Raw genomic sequence first — 25,698 nt, 5'->3', positions numbered from 1 at the left:
GTCCCCGCTGGTTCTTCAGGCGCTGGCCGTCGGCATCGGGGCGGAGGCGGCAGCGGCCAAGGGATGGACCGTGCCGCGCATGGCGTCGCCGACATAGATGCCGAAGGTGTCTTCGCTGCGTTCCCGGACATAGCGGCGCAGCATGGTGCGGACCGCCTCGTCCGCCAGCCGCGCCCAGTCTATGTCGGCGAACGGCACCAGTCGCGCGCCGTGCTCGGGGCGCGGCTCGCCCTCGAAGCCGCCGCGATAGTAAATGGACACGCTGCCCTCGCCGGCGCCCAGAGTCTCGAACACGGCGAACAGGAAGCCGAGCCGCCCCTCGATGCCGAGCCGGGCGAGCGCGCCGCGCAGGCTGCGCGGGTTGCTCGCCGGCTCCAGGCAGGTGCCGGCGGGAAGATCGAGCCCGCCCTTCCCGTTCTCGACCAGCAGCACCGCGCCGTCGCGCTCCAGGATAGCGCCGACGCGGGCCGGCTCGTCGCGCCGCGCCAGCGCTTCCTGGCCCAGCGACACATCGACATAGGCGCCGCGGCAATAGCCGAGCGGGGCGGCGGGGGCGGCGCCGAAGCCCGCCACCTTGCCGATCAGGATGACATGGTCGCCCGCCTCCACCACCTCGTGGCGGGTGCAGTCGAACCAGGCGCTGGCACCCTCGATCACCGGGCTGCCGGCCGGGCCGAGATGCCAGCGGCTGGCGGCGAACTTGTCCGCCGATTTCGAGGCGAACAGCGCCGAGACTTCCTTCTGGTCGGCGGCGAGGATCGAGACGGCGAAGTTCGCGGCGGCGGCGAATACCGGGTAGCTCGACGCGGTCCGGGCGATGCAGACCAGGATCAGCGGCGGGTCGAGCGAGACGGAGGAAAACGAGTTGGCGGTGAAGCCGCGCATGTCGCCCGCCTCATCGCGGGTGGCCACCACCGTGACCCCGGTGAGGAAGGCGCCGAGCGCCTGCCGGAACGCCTTCGGGTCGAAGGATTTCGTCTCGCGGCGCATCGGCGCGACCTCGTCGAGGAAGGCCAGAAGACGCCGGTTCACCTCGTCGGGCGCGGTGAGGTTCATCATGTGCCGCGCGCCGGCGAGAATTTCCGCCCGTCCGCGCGGGGCGAGAGCGGCCATCGCCTCGGACATGGCGGGGGTGGAATTGGGATCGCCGTCGGCGGTCATGAACAGCGCCGGCACGGTGAGCGCGGCGAGCCGCTCGCGGTGCACCGCGTCGGAGGTAGCGAACAGCGCATAGGTGCGCGCATAGCCGACGGGGTCGCAGGCGGCGAGCAGCCGGGCGACCCGCGCGGCCGCCTCCCGCAGCGCCGGCGGCACCGGCGCGCCGAACCAGCGCTGCACCGCCGCCTGATGCGACTCGTCCGGCGCGCCGGCGCCCCCCTCCCCGGCCAGCGCCGTGGCGCGCGCGAGCACGGCGGCGCGCTGTTCCGGCGTGCGGCAGAACACGGCATTGAGCGCGGCGACGCCGAGCACACGGGAAGGGTGAGCCAAAGCGGTGTCGAGCGCCACCAGCGCCCCCATGGAATGGCCGACCACCACCGCCGCCGGCAGCTTGAGCGCGTCGAGCACGGCGATCACGGCGTCGCTGTAGTCGGAGAGCCTCGCATCGACCGGCGGCAGGCTGGAGCCGCCATGGCCGGGCATGTCGAGCGCGATCACGTCGAAGCGCGCGGCGAGCGCGGCGATTTGCGGTTCCCAAGCCGCGATCGCCATGCCGACGCCGTGCACCAGCACGACCGGCGTCGCGCCGGTCACGCCCTGCCGGCGATAGCGGGTGCGCACCGCATGGCCGTCGCGGCCCTCGTGAACCGCCATGCCCTCGACCGCGCGCCCCTCAGCCATGGCGGGACGCCGTCTGCTGGGTGTCGCCGAGTTCCTTCAGGTCCTGGTAGCGATCGCCGATGCGGTGATGCGGCCGCCCGCCGATAGAGGCGCCGAGCGCCACCACGATCTCGTCCGGCGCCGGGGCGTCGAGGATGGAGAACTGGATGGTGAGGTAGTGCGAACGCATGCCCTCGTCGAGCTTGTGCATCAGCGGGATGACGACCGGCGTGTTCGGCCCGCCGCGGGTGTTGGTGAAGGCGAGATAGCTCTTGGCGCCGACCGCGCTGCGATAGTGATTGCCGAAACGCAGCGTGTGAATGAGCGCGGAGGCGTGCTCGACCTCGCCGGACGTGCCGACGATGGCGGCCTTGCCATAGCCCTCCACCGCCTCGCCCGCGCCGGCCATGCGCAGGATCTCGGCGGTGAGCGTCTCGCCCAGCACCGGAGCAACGGCGTGGATCTCCGGCCGCAGATCCTCGACGAAGCCCTGCCCCGCCCATGGATTGCGCAGCACCGCGGCGGCGGCGAAGAACCGCAGCGGCACGGGCGCCGCGCGCCCGCCCTCGATCAGGGTGGTTTCGGTGTAGGTGACGATCTTCCTGAGTGCGAGCGGCATGTCCAGCGTCCGGCAGGTGTATGAAGCTTGTTCGTAAGATGGTATACCATAAGACAGTCGAGTCAATTGCGTTCGCCACGGGGTCGGGCGACAAGGAAGCGAGGGGCGCGGATGGGCGCAACGGCGGGGATGACCATGCGGACGGATGCGCCGGAAGGCGCCGAACTGCCCGGTGCGGACGGCATGAAGGTGGAGCGCCAGTCGGTCACGCTGCGCGGCCTGACGCTGGAGAAGATGCGCGACGCCATTCTCGATTTCCGCTTCAAGCCCGGCGAGCGGCTGGTGGAGCGCACCCTGTGCGAGCGGCTCGGCGTCAGCCGGTCCGTCGTGCGCGAGGTGCTGCGGCATCTGGAGGCCGAGGGGCTGGTCGAGACCATTCCCAACCAGGGCCCGGCGGTGGCGCGGCCCGACCCCTCGCAGGCGGCGCAGATCTATGAAATCCGCGGGCTGCTGGAGAGCGAGGCGGCGCGGGCCTGCGCGGTCGAGGCCGATGCCGCCGCCATCGCCGAACTCGGCGCCGCCATCGACACCATCGACGCCGCGTTCAAGGCCGGCAGCCCGCGCGGCGTGCTCAAGGCGACGACCGAATTCTACGAAATCCTGTTCCGCGCCGCCGGAAAGCGCGTGGCGTGGGACGTGGTGCGCTCGCTCAACGCCCGCATCAACCATCTGCGCGGCATGACCATCGCCACGCCGGGGCGCCACGCCCAGGCGATCGGCGAGATGCGCCGCGTGCACGAGGCCATCCGCCGCCGCGACGGCGACGCCGCCTATGAGGCCAGCCGCGCCCATGTCGCCACCGTGGCCGGGCTCGCCGACACGATACTCGGCGGCCTCTGACCGGCGCCGACGCGGCCGAACCCGCGCGCCCGGCCGGAAAATGCGTCCAAAAATAGCCTTTGCGGCTGCACGGCGTGATTGGTACCGCGATAGGTGGAGCTATCGTGCTCCCGTACGGGCACCTTCCAGCCATCAGGACGCGCCACATGAAAACCCTCACCCCGCTCGCGGGCCTTCTCTGTGCCTTTCTGCTCACCCCCGCCGCACAGGCCGGCGAGACCTTCAGCGTCACCCAGGACAAGCCGGAACTGGTCCATATCGACCTCGGCAAGGAAGGCGCCTCGCATGGCGACATGCTGGCCTTCGAAGCCGGCTTCACCACCCCGGATGGCAAGAAAGGCACCATGAACGGCCTCATCACCACGGTGGGTGTGCCCGATGGCGCCGGCGACAAATTCTTCGACCGCCTCGCCGACATCGTGCTGGATTTCGGCGACGCCAATACGCTGGTCATCGCCGGACGCTCGGTCTACGCGGTCGGCGCCGGCGAGATGGTGGTGGACGCGCCGCAGGTGCGGGCCATTGTCGGCGGCACCGGCCGGTTCATCGGCGCGCGCGGACAGATGACCACGACGCGCCGGGATGCCGGCCACTATGAGCACAGGATCGAACTGGTCGACTGAACGGGCCGGCACACCCGAGCCGGCTGGCCGCCGGTCGGACCACCAACGGGATGGGACGCCTGCCGCGCCCCTCCCGCCCGTGCGGAAAGAAGAAGATGGTGCGGGCGGCCGGGTTCGAACCGGCACTCTCAGAGAGAAACGGATTTTAAGTCCGTTGCGTCTACCAGTTTCGCCACGCCCGCGGGTGCCGTGCAGCGGTGGCGTTCGCTGCCGTCAGAACACACCGCCGATGAAGCCGGTCTCGTCGACGAAGATGTCTTCCGCCGCCGGGCGCGAGGGCAGGCCCGGCATGGTCATCACGTCGCCGCACAGCGCCACCACGAAGCCGGCGCCGGCCGAGAGCCGCACATCGCGCACCGGCAGCACGAAGCCTTCCGGCGCGCCGCGCCGGGTCGGGTCGGCGGAGAAACTGTACTGGGTCTTGGCCATGCAGATCGGCAGGTCGCCATGGCCCTGCGCCTCGAACTCGCCAAGCTTGCGCAGCGCGCCCGGCTCGACCGCCACCGCGCCGGCGCGGTAGATGCGGGTGGCGATGGCCTCGATCTTCGCGAGAAGCGGCAACTCGCTGGCATAGAGCGGGCGGAACGCCGACGGGCCGGCGGCGAGCGCCGCCACCTCCTCGGCCAGCCCGACGGCCCCGGCCGAACCGTCCGCCCAGTGCGAGCACAGATGCACGCTGGCGCCGACCGCCGCGCAGGCGGCCCTGATCGCGTCGATCTCGGCGGCCGTGTCGCCGGTGAAGCGGTTGATCGCCACCACCGCCGGCAGGCCGAACGCCTTCATGTTCTCGATGTGCCGCACGAGATTGGAAGTGCCGGCGGAAACGGCGGCGACATTCTCCGCCCCGAGGTCCTTCTGCGCCACGCCGCCATGCATCTTGAGCGCCCGCACCGTGGCGACGATGACGACCACGGAGGGCGTCAGCCCGGCCTGCCGGCACTTGATGTCGAGGAACTTCTCCGCCCCGAGATCGGCGCCGAAGCCGGCCTCCGTCACCACGTAGTCGGCGAGGCCGAGCGCGGTGCGGGTCGCCATCACCGAATTGCAGCCATGGGCGATGTTGGCGAACGGCCCGCCATGCACCACCGCCGGGGTCGCCTCCAGCGTCTGCACCAGATTGGGCTGGAAGGCGTCGCGCAACAGCGCCGTCATCGCCCCCGTCACCTTGAGCTGGCCGGCGGTGATCGGCTGGCGGGCGCGGTTCTGCGCCACCACCATGCGACCAAGCCGCTCTTCCAGGTCCTCCAGCGAGCGGGCGAGGCAGAAGATCGCCATCACCTCGCTCGCCACCGTGATGTCGAAGCCGTCCTCGCGGGGGAAGCCGTTGCCCGGCCCGCCGAGACCCACCACCACGCTGCGCAGCGCGCGGTCGTTGAGGTCGACCACGCGCCGCCAGTTGATGCGGCGGGTGTCGATGTCGAGCGCGTTGCCCCAGTAGATGTGGTTGTCGATGGTGGCGGCGAGCAGGTTGTGCGCGGCGCTGATGGCGTGGAAATCGCCGGTGAAATGCAGGTTGATGTCCTGCATCGGCACGATCTGGGCATGGCCGCCGCCGGTCGCGCCGCCCTTGGAGCCGAACACCGGGCCCAGGCTCGGCTCGCGCAGCGCGATGGCGACGCGTTTGCCGGCGCGGGCCAGCGCGTCGCCGAGGCCGATGGTGGTGGTGGTCTTGCCCTCGCCCGCCGGGGTCGGGTTGATCGCGGTGACGAGGATCAGCCGGCCATCCGCCTTCGCCTCGGCCTTGCGGGCGAAATCGAGCGCGATCTTCGCCTTGTCGGGACCGTAGCGATAGAGCGCGGCGGCCGGCACGCCGAGCCGGTCGCCGATCTCCTCGATCGGGCGCGGCGTCACCGAGGCGGCGATGGCCGCGTCGCTGGTGGGATCGATGGTGCGCGCCGCGGTGTTCATGAAGGCTCCCGTAAGACGTTCCGCCGTCAGGCCGCGCGCGTGCGCTCGGCCAGGATGGCGACCAGCAACATGCCGCCGAGCACCGAGAGATGCTCGACCGCCACATAGAATTCGAACTGCGCCATCGGACCTTCCATGTTCCAGAAATGGTGCGCGATGGGGATGGTCAGCAGCGTGAAGATGCCCAGCGCCCCGGCCCCCAGCCAGGCCGCCCGGTTCAGCAGGATCAGCACCCCGCCAACCGCCTGGGTGACGACGGTCGCCACGGCGAACAGCCAGGGCGGGCTGAGGCCGAAATGGGCCATCTCGGCCTCGGCGCCGGCAAAGTCGACGATCTTGCTGATGGCGCTGCCGAGGAACATGAAGACGAGCAGGAAACGCGCGACGAAGGCCGTGATCGGCGAAAGCAGAATGCCGGAGATGATCGCGGGGGTCATCGGTAGGGTTCCCTAAGCGGCGCTGTTTACCGCAGCCCGGCATAGCGCAGGGGAAGCCGAAAGGCGAGCGACCTCCCGGCATCCGCGTTCAGGAGGGCTGGGCCTTCGGCTCGCCCTCTGCGGCCCCATCCTCGTCCTCGTCGTCGTCCTCTTCCTCGTCGGCCTCCTGGGCGGCCTTGGCCTCGGCGATGAACTCGGCGGCGTATTTCTTGGCGTCGCGCACGCTGTCGCCCAATTCGCGGGCATAGCGGTCGAGGTCGAGCCGCAGCCCGCCGACCGACGGCTTCTCGGTCTCCGCCGCATAGGCGACCATGCGCAGCGACAGGCCGATATCGGAAGCCAGCACCGCCATGAAGCTGTCGCTCAGCTCATGCGTGTCGGCATAGTCCATGAGCATGTCGTAGAGCGCCGCGCGGTGCTGGTCGAAGGCGGCGTCATAGGCGTCGTCGGTCTCGTCGTCATTGTGGCTGCCGGCCATGTGTCGTCCTCACGCTGCCCCGTCGCGGATCGGCGGCTGGAAGCTCAGCCCCATATCCCACGGGAAATAAATCCACGTATCCTGGCTCACCTCGGTGATGAAGGTGTCGATCAGCGGCCGGCCGAGCGGCTTGGCGTAGACCGTGGCGAAATGGGCGGCCGGCAGCATATCGCGCACCAGACGCGCCGTCTTGCCGGTATCGACCAGATCGTCGACCACCAGCAGCCCCCGGCCGCCCTCGCCGACCGCCGCCGTCACCGCCCCGGAAATGGGTTTCAGCACCTGCATCTCGCCCTGCTGGGTATAGTCGTGATAGCTGGCGATGCACACCGTCTCGATCATCCGCAGGCCGAGTTCGCGCGCCACGATGGCGGCCGGCACCAGCCCGCCACGGGTGATGCAGACGATGCCCTCGAACGGGCCGGCGCCAGCCAGCCGCCAGGCAAGGGCGCGCGCATCACGGTGGAACTGGTCCCAGGAGACCGGAAAGGCCTTCTTCTGGCGGTCGTCGGACATCGAGGTGGATCCCGGTCGGCTGGCAGAACGTCGCCCAGATCATTAGCGGCAGCGCACCGCCTTCTCCAGTGCCGCCGGGCGGAAATTGCCGGCTTCGCACGGGAAAAAGCGGACCATAAGGTTCAAGCCGCAGCGTCAGCCCGCCGGTTCAGCCCGGCTTGCGCAGTCCCTCGACCATCGCCCGCACCTGCGCCACCGCCGCCGCCACCTTCGCCGGGTCGCGGCCGCGCACCACGAGGTTGGTGTTCGGTCGTCCATCGTCGGCCATGAAGGGATAGCTGCCGATGCTCACCTCGGGGTTGACCTGGGCGATGGCGCCGAGCGGGCCGCCGACATCGCCTTCGCGCGCATCCGCCCGCACCGTCTCGGACAGCATGCGCACGCCGGTCTGTAGCTTCGGCGCCACCTGGTCCAGCATCGCCTGCATGATGGTCGGCACGCCGGCCATGACGATGACGTTGCCGATCCAGAATCCGGGCGCCCTCGACACCGGGTTCGGCACCAATTCGGCGCCGGCCGGGATGCGCGCCATGCGCAGGCGCGCCTCGTTGAGGTCCTCGGGCTTGATGTATTCGAGCAGCATGGCGCGGGCGCGGGGATCGACGTCGATCGCCACCCCGAACGCCTTCGCCACCGAATCGGCGGTGATGTCGTCATGGGTCGGCCCGATGCCGCCGGTGGTGAACACGTAGCTGTAGCGGACGCGCAGCGCGTTGACGGCGGCGACGATCTCTTCCTCGATGTCCGGCACCACCCTCACCTCGCGCACATCGACGCCGATGGCGGTCAGGTACTCGGCGATATAGCCGATGTTGCGGTCCTTGGTACGCCCCGAAAGTATCTCGTCGCCGATGACCAATACCGCCGCCGTCACCGGCCCTGCCAAGGTCGACATCCGATTCTCCTCCCTCGACGGCGGGCCTAAAGCTGCTCTCCGCCGCAATTCACCGCACCATCCGCCGCAAGTGAGGGCACATTGCCCGCCAAATGGGCAAACGGTGCGCAAACTCGCAATTATCGCCATGGGGAGTGTTCCTCCCCTTCCGCTGGCACGAGCTTTGTAGCTAACTTGGCGGAGTTGGGGAGTAGATTTGCACCAATGAGCGTCGCCTTCGACGAAATGACCAATGCGGACGGCTCGATCCGTTCCGCCTACGCCACTCTCTCCCGCTGGTTGAGCAACGTTCCGCCGGACGTGCTGGACATGAGGCGCAAGGAGGCCGAGTTCATTTTCCGGCGCATCGGCATCACCTTCGCCGTCTATGGCGACAGCGATGCCCAGGAGCGCCTGATCCCCTTCGACATCATTCCGCGCATCCTCACCGGCAGCGAATGGCGCCGGCTGTCGCGGGGGCTGGAACAGCGCACCAGGGCGCTGAATCTGTACCTCAAGGATATCTATTCGCGCCGCGAAATCCTCAGGGCCGGCGTGGTTCCCGAAGACCTCGTCTACCAGAACCCCGCCTTCCGGCCGGAGATGAACGGCCAGAAAGTGCCGCACGACCTCTATGTGCACATCGCCGGCATCGACGTGGTGCGGGTGGATGCCGACACCTTCTACGTGCTGGAGGACAATGCCCGCACGCCCTCCGGCGTCTCCTACATGCTGGAGAACCGCGAGATCATGATGCGGCTCTTCCCGGAGCTGTTCGCCGACAACCGCGTCGCCCCGGTGGAGAACTACACCGACGAATTGCTGGCGACGCTGAAATCGCTGGCCCCGGGCAGCCCCAACAGCGACCCGGCGGTCGTGGTGCTCACTCCCGGCATCTACAACTCGGCCTATTACGAGCACTCCTTCCTGGCCGACAAGCTTGGCGTCGAACTGGTCGAAGGCCGCGACCTGTTCGTGCGCAACGATGTCGTCTACATGCGCACCACCGAGGGGCCACGCCGGGTCGACGTCATCTATCGCCGGCTCGACGACGATTTCATCGACCCCCTCACCTTCCGGCCGGACAGCGCGCTCGGCGTGCCGGGGCTGATGAGCGCCTACAATGCCGGCAATGTCACGCTGACCAACGCCGTCGGCACCGGCGTCGCCGACGACAAGGCGGTCTACAGCTACATGCCGGACATCATCCGCTTCTATCTCGGCGAGGAGCCGCTGCTGAAGAACGTGCCGACCTGGCGCTGCCGCGAGCCCGACCACCTGAAATACGTGCTCGACCATCTCGGCGATCTCGTGGTGAAGGAGGTTCATGGCTCGGGCGGCTACGGCATGCTCATCGGCCCGCGCGCCGACAAGGCGCAGATCGAGCTGTTCCGCGCCAAGCTGAAGCAGGACCCCAACAATTTCATCGCCCAGCCGACGCTGGCGCTGTCGACCTGCCCGACCTTCGTCGAGGAAGGCATCGCGCCGCGCCATGTCGACCTGCGCCCCTTCGTGCTCACCGGCTCCGACAGGGTGCGCATCGTGCCGGGCGGGCTGACCCGGGTGGCGCTGGAGGCCGGCTCGCTGGTGGTCAATTCCAGCCAGGGCGGCGGGACCAAGGACACCTGGGTGCTGGAGGAAAACTGAGTTCGGCGTTCTAGGGACGGAAAACACCACGTCATCCTGAGGTGTCCGGCGCAGCCGGGCCTCGAAGGATATCGCCCCAGATGAGCATCCTTCGAGGCTCGCTTCGCTCGCACCTCAGGATGACGGTGCTCTCTGGAATGCAATGAGGGGAGCGCAGATGTCGATTGAAACATGGCTGGCCTTCGTCGCCGCCTCGGCGGTCCTGCTGGTGATACCCGGGCCGACCATACTTCTCGTCGTCTCCTATGCGCTCGGCCAGGGGCGCAAGGTCGCCCTGCCCGTCGCCCTCGGCGTGGCGCTGGGCGACTTCACCGCCATGACGCTGTCCATGCTCGGCCTCGGCGCCCTGCTCGCCACCTCGGCGACGCTGTTCACCGCGCTGAAATGGGTCGGCGCCGCCTATCTCATCTGGCTCGGCATCAAGCTCTGGCGGGCCGGCGGCAAGGCCAGCTTCGGCGAGGCCCGCACGGCCGGCTCGGCCTGGAGGATGATGGCGCATGCCTGGGTGGTCACGGCGCTGAACCCCAAGAGCATCACCTTCTTCGTGGCGTTCCTACCGCAATTCCTCGATCCCGGTCGGGACTTCCTGACCCAGCTTCTGATCTTCGAGGCGACCTTCCTCGCCCTCGCCGCCGCCAATGCCTTCGGCTACGCGCTGCTCGCCGGCCGCCTGCGCGGCGCGGTGCAGAGCACGCGCCTGATCGCCACCATCAACCGCGTCGGCGGTTCGCTCCTGATCGCGGCCGGCGTCGCCACGCTTGCCTGGCGCAACGCCAAATAGAACGCGGGTCCCATGCTTTCTCGTACTGCCGACAATCTCTACTGGCTGGCCCGCTATATGGAGCGGGCGGACTGCCTCGCCCGCATCCTCGACGTGACCCAGCGCCTCGCCCAGCTTCCCGCCGCCTATGGCGGGTCCACCAATGAGTGGCGCTCGGCCCTGCTCACCGCCGGCTGCGCCGAGGCCTACAAGGCCGTCCACGGCGACGAGGTGACCGAACAGAACGTCATCAATTTCCTGGCCTTCGCGCCGGAGAACCCGTCCTCGATCCGCAACTGCTTCGAGATCGCCCGAACCAATGCGCGCTCGGTGCGCACCGCGCTGACCATGGAGATGTGGGAGACCATCAACTCCTCCTGGCTGGAGCTGAAGCGCCACTCGACCAAGAACATGACGCGCGAGGAACTGGCGCGCTTCATGTCCTTCGTCAAGGAGACCTCGCTCCGCTTCGACGGCGCCGCCTACCGCACCATGCTGCGCAACGACGCCTTCTGGTTCTCGCGGGTGGGCATGTATGTCGAGCGGGCGGACAACACCGCCCGCATCCTCGACGTCAAATACCACGTGCTGCTGCCGGATTCCGAGCATATCGGCGGTCCGCTCGACTACTTCCAGTGGACCTCGATCCTGCGCTCGGTGTCGGCGCTGACCTCGTTCCACTGGGTCTACCGCGAGAGCGTGAAGCCGTGGCTGGTGGCGGACCTGCTCATCCTCAACGCGCAGATGCCGCGCTCGCTCACCAGTTGCTACCAGAACATAACGCGCTATCTCGACGATATAGCCGCCTATTACGGCCGGCAGGGTGGCTCCCAGCGGTTGGCCCGCTCGACCCTGTCCCGGCTCGGCAACAGCCGCATGGAGGACATTTTCCAGACCGGACTGCACGAATACATCGATTCCTTCGTGACCGAGAACAACCGCCTCGGCTCCACCGTCACCGAGCAGTACCTGCTCTGAACCGGCCTGCGTCATGCGTATCCATGTCAATCACGCGACCATCTACAATTATGATCCGCCGGCCAATGGCGCGATCCAGACCTTGCGCCTGACGCCGTGCAGCCATGACGGCCAGTATGTGGTCTCCTGGCGCATCGACGTGTCGGAGGGCTGTCAGCTACGCGCCCATCAGGACGCCTTCGGCAACCGTACCCACACCTTCGCAGTGGAGGGGCCGCTCCGGGAGCTTCGCGTGCTGGTGGAGGGCGAGGTCGAGACGCAGGACACCGCCGGCGTCATCCGCGGCATCAACGAGCGCTTTCCCCCTTCGCTGTTCCTGCGCAGCACCGACCTCACCACCCCGGATTCCGACCTCGTCGCCTTCGCCGAGGCCACCGGCAGCGGCGAGAGCGACCGCATCGCCCGGCTGCACGCGCTGATGGACGCCATCACCGAGGCGATGGAGTTCGATCCCGACCCGACGCATGTCTCCACCACCGCCTCGGAGGCGTTCAGGCTGAAACGCGGGGTCTGCCAGGATTTCGCCCATGTGTTCACCGCCTGCGCCCGCCATGTCGGCGTGCCCGCGCGCTATGTGAGCGGCTATCTGGTCGGCGACGGAGCAGACGCCGCGCAGGGCGCCGGGCATCAGGCCGGCCATGCCTGGTCGGAGGCCTATGTCGACGGGCTCGGTTGGATCGGCTTCGACGCCGCCAACCGCCAATGCCCCACCGAAGCCTATGTCCGCGTCGCCGTAGGGCTCGATTATCTCGGCGCCGCGCCGGTGCGCGGCAATCGCTATGGCGGCGGCGACGAAAACCTCACCGTCGCCCTCAAGGTGGACCAGTCGAGCCGTCAGGTTCAGGGGTAGCGGTCGGGGCCGAGGTTGCCCGACAGGAAAGCGCACCGGTATAAGGGCGCGGGAACGAACTGCCGGCCTCCTGGCCGGCAGGACAGGGGAAGCGCCTTCAATGACCTATTGTTGCGGTATTCTGGTGCGTGACGGCCTCGTCATGATCGCCGATACGAGAACCAATGCCGGGCTCGACAACGTCTCGACCTTCCGCAAGCTGCACGTCTTCGAGGAGCCGGGCCGTCATGTTCTGGCGCTGTCCACCGCCGGCAATCTCTCGATCTCGCAGGCGGTGATCAGCACGCTGCAGGAGGGGCTCGACAACCCGGAGACCGGGCTCAAGGACACTCTGTCCACCTGCACCAGCATGTTCCGGGCGACGCAACTGGTCGGACGGGCGGTGCGGCACGTCTACGATCTCTATGGCGAGGCGTTGAAGGACGCCGATTTGCGCTTCGACGTGTCGTTCCTGTTCGGCGGGCAGGTCAATGGCGGGCGCATGCGGCTGTTCATGATCTATGCCGCCGGCAATTTCATCGAATGCACCAGCGACACGCCGTTCCTGCAGATCGGCGAGCATAAATACGGCAAGCCGGTTCTGGACCGCTCCATCACCTTCGAGACCGATCTCTACGACGCGCTGAAGTCGGGCCTGATCTCGATGGATTCCACCATGCGCTCCAATCTCGGCGTCGGCATGCCGATCGACGTGCTGATGGCGCGCCGCGATGCCGGGCAGGCCGAACTCAATTTCCGCGTCGAGGCCGGAGAGCCCTATTTCCACGATCTGCGCGAGCGCTGGTCGGCGGCGTTGCGCGCGGCGCACACCTCGATTCCCCGGCCGCCCTATGGACGCTGATCTTCGCGTGTAAAAATGAGATGGGCCGCCCGTTCTTCGCCGGGCGACCCATTTTCAGACCCTCACCCCTCGAAGCGGCGAGAGAAAAATCCACTCATCGTCAGGTGAGGAGATAAAGCAGAATGATGATCGGAATCGGAATACCGATGAGCCACATCAGGATCGCGGGCATGGCCTTGACCTCCGGTTTTGAAAGCATCAGGTTCGCCTTGACAACGCGGACAATGCTTCAGGGTTCCTTCCGATGATCGCATCGAGCGCGGGGGCGCGCCGCGATCCCTTCCCCCTCCTGCCGCCCGACACCCACCTTGCCCGCCGGCCGCGCGTCGGCCATCTTCGCCGGCTCTGGGAGGAACCCGCATGAACGCCACCCGCATCGCCCTCGTCACCGGCGCCGGCACCGGCATCGGCAAGGCCGCCGCGCTCGCCCTCGGCGAGGCCGGCTTCACCGTCGTGCTTGCCGGTCGCCGCGCCGACCCGCTGGAAGCCGTCGCCGCCGCCATGGAAGGCAAGGGCCACCCGGTCACCGCCGATGTCTCCGACCCGGCCTCGGTTGCCGCGCTGTTCGACACGGTTAAGCAGCGTTTCGGCCGGCTCGACGTGCTGTTCAACAATGCCGGCGGCTGGTCCCCGGCGACGCCGATCGAGGACATTCCGCTCGAAGACTGGCAGCATGTGGTGAACGTCAACCTCACCGGCGTGTTCCTGTGCATCCAGCACGCCATGCGGCTGATGAAGACGCAGGACCCCAAGGGCGGACGCATCATCAATAACGGCTCGATCTCGGCCTACGCGCCGCGTCCGCTGACCGGCCCCTATACCGCCACCAAGCACGCCGTCCTCGGCCTCACCAGGCAGGTGGCGCTGGAGGGCCGCGCCCACAACATCGCCTGCGGCCAGATCGACATCGGCAATGCCGAGACCGACATGACGGCGAAGATGAAGACCGGCGTGCTTCAGGCCAGCGGCCAGATCATGGTCGAGCCGACCTTCGACCCTGTCCATGCCGGCCGCGCCGTCGCCCACATGGCCAGCTTGCCGCTCGACGCGAATGTGCTGAGCATGACCCTGATGGCCAGCAGCGCACCCTTCGTCGGCCGGGGGTGAGGCGAATTCGCCTCATGCGCCCATCAAGGTATGCGCCCATCAAGGTAGACGAAGCCGATCGGCTCAGATGACCGCCAGCGCGCCCTGGAACAGCAGCCAGCTGAGCAGCCCCATCACGCCGAAGCTTATCAGCGTGGCGACGACGCCGGTGAGGATGAACACCCCGTCGCGCTCCACCAGGCCGAGGCCGAGGATGACCACCGCGATGCCGGGGGGCAGGTTGCCGAAGATCGGGATCGGCAGCAGCAGCAGCAACCCGAGCAGCACCACCAGTCCACCGAGCACGAAGCGAGCGGAGGGCGAGGAGAAATAGGGCAGCCGCGGGCGCGAATAGCCCTCGAAGCGACGGATCCATTTCAGCGAGCCGTTGACGATCTTCTCCAGCAGCCCGCGCGACAGGGTGCGGTTGGCAAGCCAGCGCGGCAGCCACAGTTCGTCCCGGCCCATCACCATCTGCCCGCCGACGAGGCAGAGCAGGATGCCGCAGATGACCGGCAGGCCCGGCGGCATCGGCAGGCAGTTCGGCAGCCCGAGCAGCAGGATGGAGAGGCCGAAGGCACGGTTGCGCAGGGCATGCACAATCTCGCCGACGCCGATACGCTCCGCCGAATGGGCGGTGACGATCGCCGAGAGCAGTTCCGACGTGCGCGGAGAACGATGATCCACGAAACTGACCAGCTGCCTGACTTTCTGCGGGCGCCGAACCGGCCCCCCTCCTGCGCGCAACCTCATAGCACGTCGGAAGCGGCAAGAAGAGGGCAGCACGCTCAAAAGACGGGCAAGCTCGAAAGGCTCAGTTCAGCACGAACTCGCCCTCCACCCGGCGCAGTTCCGCCGGTCCGATCAGCCGCGCATGCGCCACCGTGACGGAATGGAGCGGGCCTTCCAGCTCCCGCCGCCAGAAGGCGAGGAAACGCTTCAGCTCGGGAAAATGAGGACAGAGATCGTAATGCTGCCAGAGATAGGTCTGGAGAATGCCCGGATGATCGGGCATCCGGTAGAGGATCTGCGCGGTGGTCAGCCCGTAGCCCTCAAGCTGCCGGCGAAAATCCTCGGATACCTTCGGCGCGGCACCGTCCAAAGCCACGCCACGCGACGTTACCCTGTGTTCGGTCATGCGGAGCCTCCTGATCGCGACCGAATCCGAGTGTGTAGCCGGCTCAGCCGTCCGGCAAGGTTAAATTTGCAAATAGCTGTTCAAAATCAAAGCATTAGCAGCATTTTGAAATGAGTGCTGACAGACAGGCGCTCACGTTGCTGGCACTCTGATCCCGGGACTGCCAATTTTTTGCCGCCCACGCCTTGCGCGGCCTTTCCCCGGCGCCTAGATGTCCGTCCGGCAACGCGAATTCCGTCGAGGCCGGCGGCCCGGCGGACGCGGTTGCAGGAGCAAACGATCGTTCACGATTGGAGAGAACCGATGAAGTTCCGTCCCCTGCATGACCGGGTCGTGGTCAAGCGTATCGATGCGGAAGAGAAGACCGCGGGCGGCATCATCATTCCCGACACTGCCAAGGAAAAGCCCTCCCAGGGCGAAGTCGTCGCCGTTGGCCCCGGTGCCCGCGACGAGGCCGGCAAGCTCGTCGAACTCGACGTGAAAGCTGGCGACAGGGTGCTGTTCGGCAAGTGGTCGGGCACCGAGGTCAAGATCGACGGCGTCGATTACCTCATCATGAAAGAGTCCGACATCCTCGGCGTTCTGGAAGGCGCCTCCGCGGCCAAGAAGGCCGCCTGAGGCAGCGCCTGACGCTGCTCGCAACGCATCACCGGAGAAGAAATCATGTCTGCCAAGGAAGTTAAGTTCGCTGGCGACGCGCGCGAGAAGATGCTGCGCGGCGTCGACATCCTCGCCAATGCGGTGAAGGTCACGCTCGGCCCCAAGGGCCGCAATGTCGTCATCGAGAAGAGCTTCGGCGCCCCGCGCATCACCAAGGACGGCGTCACCGTCGCCAAGGAGATCGAGCTCGAGGACAAGTTCGAGAACATGGGCGCCCAGATGGTGCGCGAAGTGGCCTCGAAGTCCAACGACCTCGCCGGCGACGGCACCACCACCGCCACCGTGCTTGCCCAGGCCATCGTCAAGGAAGGCGCCAAGTCGGTCGCCGCCGGCATGAACCCGATGGACCTCAAGCGCGGCATCGACCTCGCCGTCGACGCCATCGTGGCCGACCTCAAGAAGAACGCCCGCAAGGTCACCTCGAACGCCGAGATCGCCCAGGTCGGCACCATCTCCGCCAATGGCGACGCCGAGATCGGCAAGTACCTCGCCGAGGCGATGCAGAAGGTCGGCAATGAGGGTGTGATCACCGTCGAGGAAGCCAAGACCGCCGAGACCGAGCTCGACGTGGTCGAAGGCATGCAGTTCGACCGCGGCTATCTCTCCCCCTACTTCATCACCAATGCCGAGAAGATGCGGGTCGAGTTCGAGGACCCCTACATCCTCATCCACGAGAAGAAGCTCTCCGGCCTGCAGGAACTGCTGCCGGTGCTGGAAGCCGTGGTGCAGACCTCCAAGCCGCTGCTGATCATCGCCGAGGACATCGAGGGCGAAGCGCTCGCCACCCTCGTGGTCAACAAGCTGCGCGGCGGCCTCAAGGTCGCGGCCGTCAAGGCGCCCGGCTTCGGCGACCGCCGCAAGGCCATGCTTCAGGACATCGCCATCCTCACCGGCGGCACCGCCATCTCCGACGATCTGGGCATCAAGCTCGACACGGTGACCCTCGCCATGCTCGGCCGCGCCAAGAAGGTCGTGCTGGAGAAGGAAAACACCACCATCGTCGATGGCGCCGGCGCCAAGAAGGACATCGAGGACCGCGTGTCGCAGATCAAGGCGCAAATCGAGGAGACCACCTCGGACTACGACCGCGAGAAGCTGCAGGAGCGCCTTGCCAAGCTGGCCGGCGGCGTCGCGGTGATCCGCGTCGGCGGGGCCACCGAGGTCGAGGTCAAGGAGAAGAAGGACCGCGTCGACGACGCCCTGCACGCCACCCGCGCGGCGGTCGAGGAAGGCGTGCTCCCGGGCGGCGGCGTTGCCCTGCTGCGCGCGATCAAGGCGCTGGACGCGGTCGTCACCGCCAATCCCGACCAGAAGACCGGCGTCGACATCGTCCGCAAGGCCGTGCAGTACCCGGCGCGCCAGATCGCCAGCAATGCCGGCGAAGACGGCTCGCTGATCGTCGGCCGCATCCTTGAGAAGAGCGACTACGCCTACGGCTTCAACGCCCAGTCCGGCGAGTATGTCGACATGTACAAGGCCGGCGTTATCGACCCGGCCAAGGTGCTGCGCTCGGCGATCCAGAACGCGGCCTCCGTGGCCTCGCTGCTGATCACCACAGAGGCGATGATCGCCGACATCCCGAAGAAGGGTGGCGCTGCCCCGGCCATGCCGGGCGGCGGCATGGGCGGAATGGGCGGAATGGACTTCTGAGGAAGTCCGTTCGCCCCTGCACGTCGCTGAGTGCCGAAACCGGGCAGGCCCGGTTTCGGTGGCGGCGGGGCAGGCTGAGGCGGTCCCTCTCTCAGGATCAAGGGCGCGGCGCGAGTCGCACCTTGTGGGTGGACCTGACCGGCAACGTGCGTGCCGCCATCGGGCTACCGGTTCTGACCGCCGCCTGAATGGGCGTAACAAAAAAGGCCCGGCTTCCGCCGGGCCTTTTGCGTATGTCGGCGCGGCGGGAGCGCCGCGACTGGCACGGCCGTGCCCCGTCCCGGCGTCGGGCCGGGTCAGAAGCGGCTCGACGCCCAGCGCACGATCTGCAGGAATACCTCGTCCGAGGCCTGATCGAGCGCCCGCGTGGCGTCCGGCCCGCTGGTGGAGGTGGCCGGGGCGCGGCCGGAGAACACCTGCGCGGCGACGATCCGTCCCGAATTGGCCCCGACAATCTTGACGGATACCTCGACCACCGCCTCGGGACCGCCCTGATAGGTGCGCAGCCCGAAGGCGCGCAGGTCCGAGAGCAGCATGTAGTCGGCGCTCAGCCCATCGCCCGCGCGGCCGACCGAGCGGCCGCGATTGCCATTCTCGAACGATTCGATCAGCCGCGCCTGGAACAGGGCTGGCAGGCGGTCGCTCCACTGCGCCTGGCCGAGATAGGTGATCTGTCCGGGCTGCGGTTCGACCACGATCCGCTCGGTGTCCAGCACCGCCAGCGCGGTCGGCGGCCCCACCACGATGAGGCCGGAGCCCCGGCGCGGCGCGTGGAAATCCGACGGCGCGCTCAGGTCGAAGGTCGGCAACGCCTTGTCGCCGCCGGAAAGCAGCGTGCCGCAGCCGCCGAGCGCGAGGGCGAGCGCCACGATGCCCGCCACCCCGGCACGTCTCCGCCCGACTGCGGTGCGCAGGGCGCCCTCGCGCACAGCATGCTCGCCCGCCTTGAGCCGGCGGCCTGTCTCGTCGAAGGTCACGCGAACGCCCCTGCCCCCGTCGGTTCCCCGGATACTCATCATCTGGCGCCCCATCGCCTAGCGCCCACTGTAATTGGGAACATTCGAACCGCCAAAGATGAACTGGCGCGGGTTGCGCTCCAGATTGCGGAAAACCCGCTCGATCTCGGCGAGCGTGCGCCGGCCGTCCACCGCCAGCGCCTCGTACTGGCGCAGCCCCGGTCCGGTGAACTTGTTGAGATTGGCCGAAAGCTCCGCCGTGCGGGTGTCGAGATTGGCGGCGAGCTTGCGGACCTCCGCAGCGGCGCTGGAAATCTCGTTGAACATCCCCTTGCCTTCCTCGCTCGTGGTCATGGCGTTCACATTGTCGAGGATGACGTTGAACTTGTTGGCCATGGTGTCGAGCTGGGCGGTGAAGCCGCTGATGTCGTTGATCGTGTTGCCGACCTTGGTCGGGTCGATGGCGGTGACGACCTTGTCGAGATTGTCGGCGAGCGTCGAGATACGCTGCGCGGCACCGCCCATTTCCTTGAGAAAGCTGTCGATGTTGCCGGCGTTGTCGCCCAGCGCGGCGGTGAACTTGTCGACATTGTCGATCACCGAGGACACCTTGGCGTCATTGGCCTTGATCAGGTCGTCGACGCGGATGGCGATGTCGTTGACGCGGCCCAGCACCTCGCGGGCGGTGCGCATCAGGTCCTGCACCGCCGACGTGTCGGCGTCGATGCGCGGCAACTGCCCTTCCGGCGGCACCGGCAGCGGCGCGGCCTGGGTCGAGCCGCCGACCAGGCCGACCGAGGCGAGGCCGGTGAGCAGCTGCGAGTCGAGCGTGGCCCGGGTGTCGGACTTGATCGGCGTGGTCGGCTGCACGGCGATCCGCGCGATCACCTTGCGCGGATCCTGTTCGTCCAGCCGCAGCGCCGTGACCTCGCCGACCGGAATGCCGTTGAAGGTGACGGTCGAGCCGGTCAGCAGCCCGCTCACCACGCCGCTGAACACGACGTCATAGGAGGTGCGCGGCCCGCGATTGGCCGATCCGGTGAACCACCAGACGAAGGCGAAACCCGCCGCGACCACGGCGAGGGTGAACAGTCCGATGACGGTATAGTTGGCGCGTGTCTCCATGGTCTCCTCAGCGCGCCCCCTCAACCCCGAAGCCGGCGGCGCGCGCCCGCTTCCCGTGGAAATAGGCCGAAACCCAGGGATGTTTCGAAGCCAGCATGGTCTCGATCGGCCCGACGGCAATGACCTTGCCCTCGGCGAGCGCCGCGATGCGGTCGCAGACCGTGTGAAGGCTGTCCAGATCGTGGGTTACCATGAATACCGTAAGCCCCAAAGTCTGCTGCAGGGTGGCGATCAGTTCGTCGAACTCGCCGGCACCGATCGGGTCGAGGCCGGAGGTCGGCTCGTCGAGGAACAGGATCTCGGGATCGAGCGCCAGCGCGCGCGCCAGCGCCACGCGCTTGATCATGCCGCCGGAAAGTTCGGACGGCGCCTTCTCCGCCACGTCGGGGGCGAGGCCCACCATCTCCAGCTTGGCGACGGTCAGTTCGTCCATCAGCCCCTGCGACAGGTCGAGATATTCGCGCATCGGGAACTGGATGTTCTGCCGCACACTGAGCGAGGAGAACAACGCCCCCTGCTGGAACAGCACGCCCCAGCGCTGTTCCAGCGCCCGGCGTCCGGCATGGGTCAGTTCGTCGAGGTTCTGCCCGAACACCGCCACCGTGCCGGCGCGCTTGGGCACCAACCCGAGAATGGTGCGCGTCAGCACCGACTTGCCGCCGCCCGAGGCGCCGACGAAACCGAGAATTTCGCCGCGCATCACGTCGAGCGACAGGCCGTCGAGGATGATCCGTTCGCCGAACCCGACCACGAGGTCGCGCACATGGATGATCGGCTCGCCCGGCGCCACTTCCGGGAGAGCCTGGGCGCTGCTGCGGCGGGTTTCGCTGTCGGCGTGCACCGGCGCCCTCACATGTCGATCGCGGCGAAGAACATGGCGAACAGCCCGTCCACCACGATCACCAGGAAGATCGCCTTCACCACCGAAGCGGTGGTGTGCGCGCCGAGCGACTCGGCGCTGCCGCCGACCCGCATGCCCTCCATGCAGGCGATCAGGCCGATGATCGCCGCCATGAACGGCGCCTTGATCATGCCGACCTCGAACGTGTTCAGCGCGATCGCGTCCTTGAGCCGGTTCAGGAAGATTTCCGGCGAGATGCCGCCATAGAGCCAGACCACCAGCCCGCCGCCGAACAGCGCGCACATATTGCCGATGAAGGTGAGCAGCGGCACGGCGATGATCAGCGCTACCAGTCGCGGCAGCACCAGCACCTCGTTGGGGTCGAACCCCATCACCCGCAGCGCGTCGACCTCCTCGCGCATGCGCATGGAACCGAGTTCCGCGGTGAAGGCGCTGCCCGAGCGGCCGGCCACCATGATCGAGACGATCAGCACGCCGAGTTCGCGCAGCGTGAGGATGCCGACCATGTCGACGACATAGGTGGTGGCGCCGAACTTGCGGAAATGAAAGATGCCCTGCTGGGCAATGATGCAGCCGATCAGGAAGGTGATCAGCGCGACGATCGGCACCGCGCGCAGGCCCGCCCGCTCCAGATGATAGATCATCGAGATGAAGCGGAAAGTGTGCGGGCGCACCAGCACGCGCAGGAACGCCGAGACCACCGCGCCGATGAAGGAGAGCAGCGCCAGCCCGTCCTCGGCGGTCGCCACCGCCGTCTTGCCGATCAGCTGGATGCCGCCCAGCAAAGGGTTCACGCGGTGGCGGCGCGGCGGGTTCTCGTGGCTGCCCTTGACGATGTCGTCGAGCAGCGGGCGGAAGCGGCGCTCCAGCCCGACGATCTGGAAGCGGATGCCGTCCTTGTCGAGCGCCTGCAGCAGCCGGTCGAGCACCACGGCTCCGAGCGTGTCGAAGCTGCGCACCCCGGAAAGGTCGATCCGCGCCGTCTCGGCGGGCGCCGCGCGCACCTCCGCCAGCGCCGCGTCCACGCTGCCTTCCAGCGCGCGGCCCTGCCCGGCAATCCAGCCGCCATTGCCCACGAACACGAGTTCGCGGCCATTGCGGGCGGTAGCCAGAAGCGGCGCTTCAGCAGCTCCCAAGATGACCTCTCCTGCGGGCACGACCGCCCTCCGGCCGCGACGCCGATACGGAATTCGCAATGCATTACTTAGCGGTGGGGCCTGCGACCGTCGAGATAGCGCCCCCGCGATTCGATTTAATGACGCCGGTTCGGCGACTTAATCGGCGCGACTGTGCTTTCGATGCGACGCCCGGTCGGGGACAGTGGGGATTATGTTGACGGATGGGCACCGATTCGTCCCGTTCCCGGCTGTATCCACCATGACCGATCTCATCGTCACGCCCGAACGCTTCCCGATCCGCGGCCGCTTCACCATCGCCCGCGGCTCGAAGACCGAGGCCGCCATCGTCACCGTCACGCTGCGCGACGGGGCCCATGTCGGACGCGGCGAATGCGTGCCCTATGGCCGCTATGGCGAGACGGTGGAGGGGGTCGCGGAACAGCTCGCGGCGCTCGAAAAGCTCGTCGCCGAAGGGCTCCGGCGCGAAGACCTGATGATCCACCTGCCGCCGGGCGCGGCCCGCAACGCCCTCGACTGCGCGATGTGGGACCTCAACGCCAAGCGCAACGGTCGGCGCGCCCATGAGCTGGCCGGCCTGCCGGCGCCGCAGTCGGTGGTCACTGCCTACACGCTCAGCCTCGACGCGCCGGAGGCGATGGCGCACGCCGCCCGCAATGCCGGCCACGAACTGCTCAAGCTCAAGCTCGGCGCGGCCGGCGACATCGCCCGCCTCAAGGCCATACGTGCCGCGGTGCCGCAGGCACGGCTGATCGTCGACGCCAATGAAGGCTGGTCGCCCGACATTCTGGAAGCGCACCTCGCGGCCTGCGCCGAGGTCGGGGTCGAGCTTGTCGAGCAGCCGCTGCCGGCCGATTCCGACGCGCTGCTGGCGCGGATCGCCCGGCCGGTGCCGGTCTGCGCCGACGAGAGCGCGCACGGGCTCGACAGCCTCGACGCGCTGGCCGGGCGCTACGACGCGCTCAACATCAAGCTCGACAAGACCGGCGGGCTTACCGAGGCGATCGAACTGGCCCGCGCGGCGCGGGCGGCCGGGCTCGACATCATGGTCGGCTGCATGGTCGGCACCTCGCTGGCCATGGCCCCGGCGCTGCTGCTGACGCCGCTGGCCCGTTTCGTCGACCTCGACGGGCCGCTGCTGCTGGCCGCCGACCGCACCCCGGCGCTGCGCTACGAGGGCAGCGTGGTCTACCCGCCCGAGCCGGAGCTTTGGGGCTGACGCGTCCACCCGGCGGCGAGCGCCAGCGCCGTTCCCAGCGCCGCCAGACCCGCCGAGGCGAGGAAGGCGCCGGGTCCGAAGGCCTGCCACAGCGGCCCGGCGGCGAGCGTCGCCCCGGCCATGGCGATGGCCGTCGCCCAGGCCGCCAGCGCCTGCACGCTGGCCCCGCGCCCGGGCGGCGCGTGGCGGGCGACCAGTTCCACCGTGCCGAGATAGGTGCAGCCGAAGGTCAGCGCATGCAGCGGCTGAAGCAGCAGCAGAAGCAGCAGCGGCGGGTCGAGCGCCATCGCCCCGAACCGCAGCACGCCTGCGAGCCCGCCGATCAGCAGCAGCTTCGCCGGCCCCAGCCGCCGCGTCACCGGCGTGCCGTAGTGGAACAGCACCACCTCGGCCAGCACGCCGAGCGACCACAGCAGGCCGATCACCGTGTCGGACAGGCCCTTGCCGTGCCACATGATCGAGGCGAAGGCGTAGAGCACCGCGTGCGAGCTCTGCACCATCGCCGCCGCAGCCATGCCCACCAGCAGCACCGGCGCCAGACCCTTGAGAAGAAAGCCCGGGCGCACTGCCCCGACGTGGTGGACCGGCCGCACCTCCTGCAGCGTCGCCGCCGCCAGCGCCGCCGCGACGCTGGCGCCGACGATCAGCCAGATCACCGTGTCGACGGGCACCGGGCCGACGAACAGCCCGCCGAGCAGGCCGCCGGCGATGAGGTTGCCGCCGATGAAGGCCATCGAGCCCCACAGCCGCACACGGCCATAGTCGATCAGCCCTTCGCGGCGGCGGGCCACCGCATAGGCGTCCAGCACCGGCAGGCTCGGCTGCCAGAAGGTGGCGGCGAGCCCCAGCCCGATCAGGATGAAGGTGGTGTTCGGCGCGAAGGCGATGCCGGCAAAGCACAGCGCCGTGGCGCAGGCATAGCCGATCAGCGTCGCCCGTGGCCGCCCGCTGCGGTCGGCCAGCAGGCCGCCAAGCGGCATGGTGACGAGCCGCACCACCTGCGGCACCGCCAGCGCCAGCGCGATCATCGCCGCGTCGAAGCCCCGCCCCTCCAGCCAGACCGGGAAGAACGGCATGAACACGCCGATGCCGAAGAACAGTCCGGCATAGACGGCGGCGATGGCGTGGCGGGGGGCGATGAGGGGCACGAGGCGGCTCGCAGGGAACGACGCCTCGATAGCAGGCCCGCCGCCCGGGCGCGAGCGCGTTGCGCGTCCTGACGGCGCGTTAGGCGCTCCGTAGCCTCACCACCAGGCGTGGAAGTGGTGCACCGGCCCGTGGCCCTGCCCGACGGCGAGTTCCTCCGAGCGGGCCAGCGCCCTCGTGAGATATTGCTTCGCCGCCGCCACCGCCTCGCGCAGGCTCAGCCCCTTCGCCAGCCCGGCGGCGATGGCGGAGGAGAGCGTGCAGCCGGTGCCGTGGGTGTTGCGGGTGACGATGCGCGGCGCGGCAAGCTCCAGGAATCCGTCCGAATCCAGCAGGACGTCGACGCTCTCCGGACCCTCGCCATGGCCACCCTTGATCAGCACCGCGCGCGGCCCCATCGCCCTGAGCCGCTCAGCCTGCGCACGCACCGTGGCGAGATCTTCGGCCGGCGCCTCGTCGAGCAGCGCGGCGGCTTCCGGCAGGTTCGGCGTGATCAGCAGCGCCCGCGGCAGCAATTCGCGGCGCAGCGTCTCGATCGCCTCCGGCACCAGCAGCCGGTCGCCCGAGGCGGCGATCATGACGGGATCGAGCACCACCGCCGGAACGTTGTGGCGCATCAGGCCGGAGGCCACCTCGACGATCGCCTCGGGGCGCGACAGCATGCCGATCTTCACCGCGTCGACGGCGAGATCGGACAGCACGGCGTCGATCTGCGCGGCGATGAAGGCGGGCGGCACATCGTGGATGGCGCTGACGCCGCGCGTGTTCTGCGCGGTCAGCGCGGTGATGACGCTGGCGCCATAGACGCCAAGCGCCGAAAACGTCTTGAGATCGGCCTGGATGCCGGCGCCGCCGCCGGAATCCGAGCCCGCCATCGTCACCGCGATCGGTGTGGAGCCTGCCATCTACGCCTCCCTCGCCGCGCGTGAGGCGGAAGCGTCGCGCTGCAGGAAAGCGGTCCCGAGCGCGCGCGATCCGTTCCCTCCGCCGGCATGACCCGGATCAGGTTCGTGGGTTGGCGGCGCACCCTGCGGCGCGCCCGGCCTCGCGGCCTCGCCTCTCAGCCCGCCGCGCCACCGCGCCTTGGGCACCCCAACGTGATCGTCCCCGCGAGATAGGCGAGGACGCGCCCCCGCGCAAGCCGGCGAATGCCCGTCGTGCAGGCGCGCAAGGCGGGGGTTGCGCGCGAACCGGGCTTCTGTTCCATATCGGCCACCCGCCCCAAGCCCCGCCCAAGCCGGAACGCCGCGATGGTCCCCTTCTTCATGCAGATCAAATGTCAGCTCGGCCGCGCCTATGAGGTGGCCAACGCCATCGCCGACGCCGAGATCGCCTCCGAGATCTATTCGACCGCGGGCGAGTTCGACCTGCTGGTCAAGTTCTACGTGCCGGAGGGCACCGACATCGGCCACTTCGTGAACGAGAAGGTGCAGCATTTCCCAGGTATCCAAGATACCCGCACCCTTATCACCTTCAAGGCGTTCTGAGTGCCTGGAGCCTGATCGGATCAGGCTCTAAATTATTGATAGAG

Annotated in this window: 27 protein-coding genes and 1 tRNA gene; 12 read left to right on the top strand and 16 right to left on the bottom strand. The window is 68.2% G+C overall.

Translation table 11 applies throughout. The features are described from left to right. Positions 1–15 precede the first annotated feature (15 nt). Together KHC23_RS10420 and KHC23_RS10415 are read right to left on the bottom strand one after the other, a co-directional pair. The gene (locus KHC23_RS10420) at positions 16–1,839 is read right to left on the bottom strand and encodes an alpha/beta fold hydrolase (RefSeq protein WP_213372184.1); all 1,824 of its coding nucleotides are present in this window, start codon (positions 1,837–1,839) and stop codon (positions 16–18) included. Beyond that, positions 1,832–2,437 (bottom strand): amino acid synthesis family protein, encoded by a 606-nt coding sequence (locus tag KHC23_RS10415; RefSeq protein ID WP_213372182.1) that lies wholly within the window; start codon positions 2,435–2,437, stop codon positions 1,832–1,834. The genes KHC23_RS10420 and KHC23_RS10415 overlap by 8 nt, the downstream gene beginning before the upstream one ends. Before the next feature lie 135 nt (positions 2,438–2,572). On the opposite strand from KHC23_RS10415, the gene KHC23_RS10410 reads away from it, so the two are divergent. Together KHC23_RS10410 and KHC23_RS10405 are read left to right on the top strand one after the other, a co-directional pair. Further along, positions 2,573–3,277: a GntR family transcriptional regulator gene (locus tag KHC23_RS10410; RefSeq protein ID WP_213372180.1), complete on the top strand. Its 705-nt coding sequence runs from the start codon at positions 2,573–2,575 to the stop codon at positions 3,275–3,277. Between the two features lie 146 nt (positions 3,278–3,423). Then, positions 3,424–3,900 carry a hypothetical protein gene (locus KHC23_RS10405; RefSeq protein ID WP_213372178.1) on the top strand — a complete coding sequence of 159 codons (477 nt, stop codon included), beginning with the start codon at positions 3,424–3,426 and terminating at the stop codon, positions 3,898–3,900. A 96-nt stretch (positions 3,901–3,996) separates the two neighbouring features. Here the strand turns inward: KHC23_RS10405 and KHC23_RS10400 are convergent. From KHC23_RS10400 to KHC23_RS10375, 6 genes are all read right to left on the bottom strand, one after another. After that, positions 3,997–4,082: transfer RNA gene (locus KHC23_RS10400), tRNA-Leu, on the bottom strand. A 31-nt stretch (positions 4,083–4,113) separates the two neighbouring features. Then, positions 4,114–5,808, bottom strand: coding sequence for a formate--tetrahydrofolate ligase (locus KHC23_RS10395; RefSeq protein WP_213372176.1), 1,695 nt, complete (start codon positions 5,806–5,808; stop codon positions 4,114–4,116). A gap of 26 nt (positions 5,809–5,834) precedes the next feature. Then, complete coding sequence (locus KHC23_RS10390; RefSeq protein ID WP_213372174.1) at positions 5,835–6,245, bottom strand: DoxX family protein; 411 nt, start codon at positions 6,243–6,245, stop codon at positions 5,835–5,837. 88 nt (positions 6,246–6,333) lie between these two features. Then, positions 6,334–6,723: a hypothetical protein gene (locus KHC23_RS10385; RefSeq protein ID WP_213372172.1), complete on the bottom strand. Its 390-nt coding sequence runs from the start codon at positions 6,721–6,723 to the stop codon at positions 6,334–6,336. 9 nt (positions 6,724–6,732) lie between these two features. Next, positions 6,733–7,239, bottom strand: a complete 507-nt coding sequence (gene gpt, locus KHC23_RS10380; protein WP_213372170.1) for a xanthine phosphoribosyltransferase — start codon at positions 7,237–7,239, stop codon at positions 6,733–6,735. Positions 7,240–7,387: 148 nt separating this feature from the next. Further along, positions 7,388–8,125, bottom strand: coding sequence for a competence/damage-inducible protein A (locus KHC23_RS10375; protein ID WP_213373198.1), 738 nt, complete (start codon positions 8,123–8,125; stop codon positions 7,388–7,390). 213 nt (positions 8,126–8,338) lie between these two features. On the opposite strand from KHC23_RS10375, the gene KHC23_RS10370 reads away from it, so the two are divergent. The 6 genes from KHC23_RS10370 to KHC23_RS10345 all read left to right on the top strand — a co-directional run bounded on the left by KHC23_RS10370 (position 8,339) and on the right by KHC23_RS10345 (position 14,296). Then, positions 8,339–9,760, top strand: a complete 1,422-nt coding sequence (locus tag KHC23_RS10370; protein WP_213372168.1) for a circularly permuted type 2 ATP-grasp protein — start codon at positions 8,339–8,341, stop codon at positions 9,758–9,760. Positions 9,761–9,917: 157 nt separating this feature from the next. Next, positions 9,918–10,541 carry a LysE family translocator gene (locus KHC23_RS10365; protein ID WP_213372166.1) on the top strand — a complete coding sequence of 208 codons (624 nt, stop codon included), beginning with the start codon at positions 9,918–9,920 and terminating at the stop codon, positions 10,539–10,541. Between the two features lie 12 nt (positions 10,542–10,553). After that, positions 10,554–11,498, top strand: a complete 945-nt coding sequence (locus KHC23_RS10360) for an alpha-E domain-containing protein (protein WP_213372164.1) — start codon at positions 10,554–10,556, stop codon at positions 11,496–11,498. Positions 11,499–11,511: 13 nt separating this feature from the next. After that, entirely contained in the window at positions 11,512–12,348 is an 837-nt protein-coding gene (locus tag KHC23_RS10355; RefSeq protein WP_213372162.1) for a transglutaminase family protein, read from the top strand. Positions 12,349–12,448: 100 nt separating this feature from the next. After that, complete coding sequence (locus KHC23_RS10350) at positions 12,449–13,189, top strand: proteasome-type protease (RefSeq protein WP_213372160.1); 741 nt, start codon at positions 12,449–12,451, stop codon at positions 13,187–13,189. A 360-nt stretch (positions 13,190–13,549) separates the two neighbouring features. Next, positions 13,550–14,296, top strand: coding sequence for an SDR family oxidoreductase (locus KHC23_RS10345; protein WP_213372158.1), 747 nt, complete (start codon positions 13,550–13,552; stop codon positions 14,294–14,296). 63 nt (positions 14,297–14,359) lie between these two features. Here the strand turns inward: KHC23_RS10345 and KHC23_RS10340 are convergent, their stop codons facing one another. Beyond that, the gene (locus KHC23_RS10340) at positions 14,360–14,962 is read right to left on the bottom strand and encodes an exopolysaccharide biosynthesis protein (RefSeq protein ID WP_271188611.1); all 603 of its coding nucleotides are present in this window, start codon (positions 14,960–14,962) and stop codon (positions 14,360–14,362) included. 127 nt (positions 14,963–15,089) lie between these two features. Beyond that, positions 15,090–15,413 (bottom strand): usg protein, encoded by a 324-nt coding sequence (locus tag KHC23_RS10335; RefSeq protein ID WP_213372156.1) that lies wholly within the window; start codon positions 15,411–15,413, stop codon positions 15,090–15,092. Positions 15,414–15,716: 303 nt separating this feature from the next. Here KHC23_RS10335 and groES point away from each other — a divergent pair, with 303 nt between their 5' ends. Together groES and groL are read left to right on the top strand one after the other, a co-directional pair. Then, entirely contained in the window at positions 15,717–16,031 is a 315-nt protein-coding gene (gene groES / locus KHC23_RS10330) for a co-chaperone GroES (RefSeq protein ID WP_213372154.1), read from the top strand. A 45-nt stretch (positions 16,032–16,076) separates the two neighbouring features. Further along, entirely contained in the window at positions 16,077–17,723 is a 1,647-nt protein-coding gene (groL, locus tag KHC23_RS10325; RefSeq protein ID WP_213372152.1) for a chaperonin GroEL, read from the top strand. Between the two features lie 296 nt (positions 17,724–18,019). Here the strand turns inward: groL and KHC23_RS10320 are convergent, their stop codons facing one another. Genes KHC23_RS10320 through KHC23_RS10305 form a run of 4 tightly spaced genes read right to left on the bottom strand, consistent with a single transcriptional unit; the run spans position 18,020 to position 21,802 of the window. Beyond that, positions 18,020–18,700, bottom strand: a complete 681-nt coding sequence (locus tag KHC23_RS10320) for an ABC-type transport auxiliary lipoprotein family protein (RefSeq protein WP_271188610.1) — start codon at positions 18,698–18,700, stop codon at positions 18,020–18,022. 57 nt (positions 18,701–18,757) lie between these two features. Beyond that, a complete protein-coding gene (locus tag KHC23_RS10315) occupies positions 18,758–19,804 on the bottom strand; it encodes an MlaD family protein (protein WP_213372150.1) in 1,047 nt (348 codons plus the stop codon). Positions 19,805–19,811: 7 nt separating this feature from the next. Next, complete coding sequence (locus KHC23_RS10310) at positions 19,812–20,594, bottom strand: ABC transporter ATP-binding protein (RefSeq protein WP_213373195.1); 783 nt, start codon at positions 20,592–20,594, stop codon at positions 19,812–19,814. 59 nt (positions 20,595–20,653) lie between these two features. Further along, on the bottom strand, positions 20,654–21,802 hold the full coding sequence (locus KHC23_RS10305; protein ID WP_213372148.1) for an ABC transporter permease: 1,149 nt from the start codon (positions 21,800–21,802) through the stop codon (positions 20,654–20,656). A gap of 241 nt (positions 21,803–22,043) precedes the next feature. On the opposite strand from KHC23_RS10305, the gene dgcA reads away from it, so the two are divergent. Next, a complete protein-coding gene (gene dgcA / locus KHC23_RS10300; protein ID WP_213372146.1) occupies positions 22,044–23,021 on the top strand; it encodes an N-acetyl-D-Glu racemase DgcA in 978 nt (325 codons plus the stop codon). Here the strand turns inward: dgcA and KHC23_RS10295 are convergent. Next, positions 22,991–24,169, bottom strand: coding sequence for an MFS transporter (locus KHC23_RS10295; protein WP_213372144.1), 1,179 nt, complete (start codon positions 24,167–24,169; stop codon positions 22,991–22,993). The two genes, dgcA and KHC23_RS10295, sit on opposite strands and share 31 nt — an antisense overlap. A gap of 96 nt (positions 24,170–24,265) precedes the next feature. Further along, a complete protein-coding gene (gene thiD, locus KHC23_RS10290; RefSeq protein WP_213372142.1) occupies positions 24,266–25,072 on the bottom strand; it encodes a bifunctional hydroxymethylpyrimidine kinase/phosphomethylpyrimidine kinase in 807 nt (268 codons plus the stop codon). A gap of 345 nt (positions 25,073–25,417) precedes the next feature. Here thiD and KHC23_RS10285 point away from each other — a divergent pair, with 345 nt between their 5' ends. Then, positions 25,418–25,654, top strand: coding sequence for an Lrp/AsnC ligand binding domain-containing protein (locus KHC23_RS10285; protein ID WP_213372140.1), 237 nt, complete (start codon positions 25,418–25,420; stop codon positions 25,652–25,654). Positions 25,655–25,698: the final 44 nt, after the last annotated feature.

Origin of the sequence: Ancylobacter dichloromethanicus (genome assembly GCF_018390645.1) — a bacterium.
GTDB lineage: Bacteria > Pseudomonadota > Alphaproteobacteria > Rhizobiales > Xanthobacteraceae > Ancylobacter > Ancylobacter dichloromethanicus.
The sequence above is the reverse complement of the archived record's forward strand: the minus strand, read 5'-3'. Positions and strand labels throughout refer to the sequence as shown.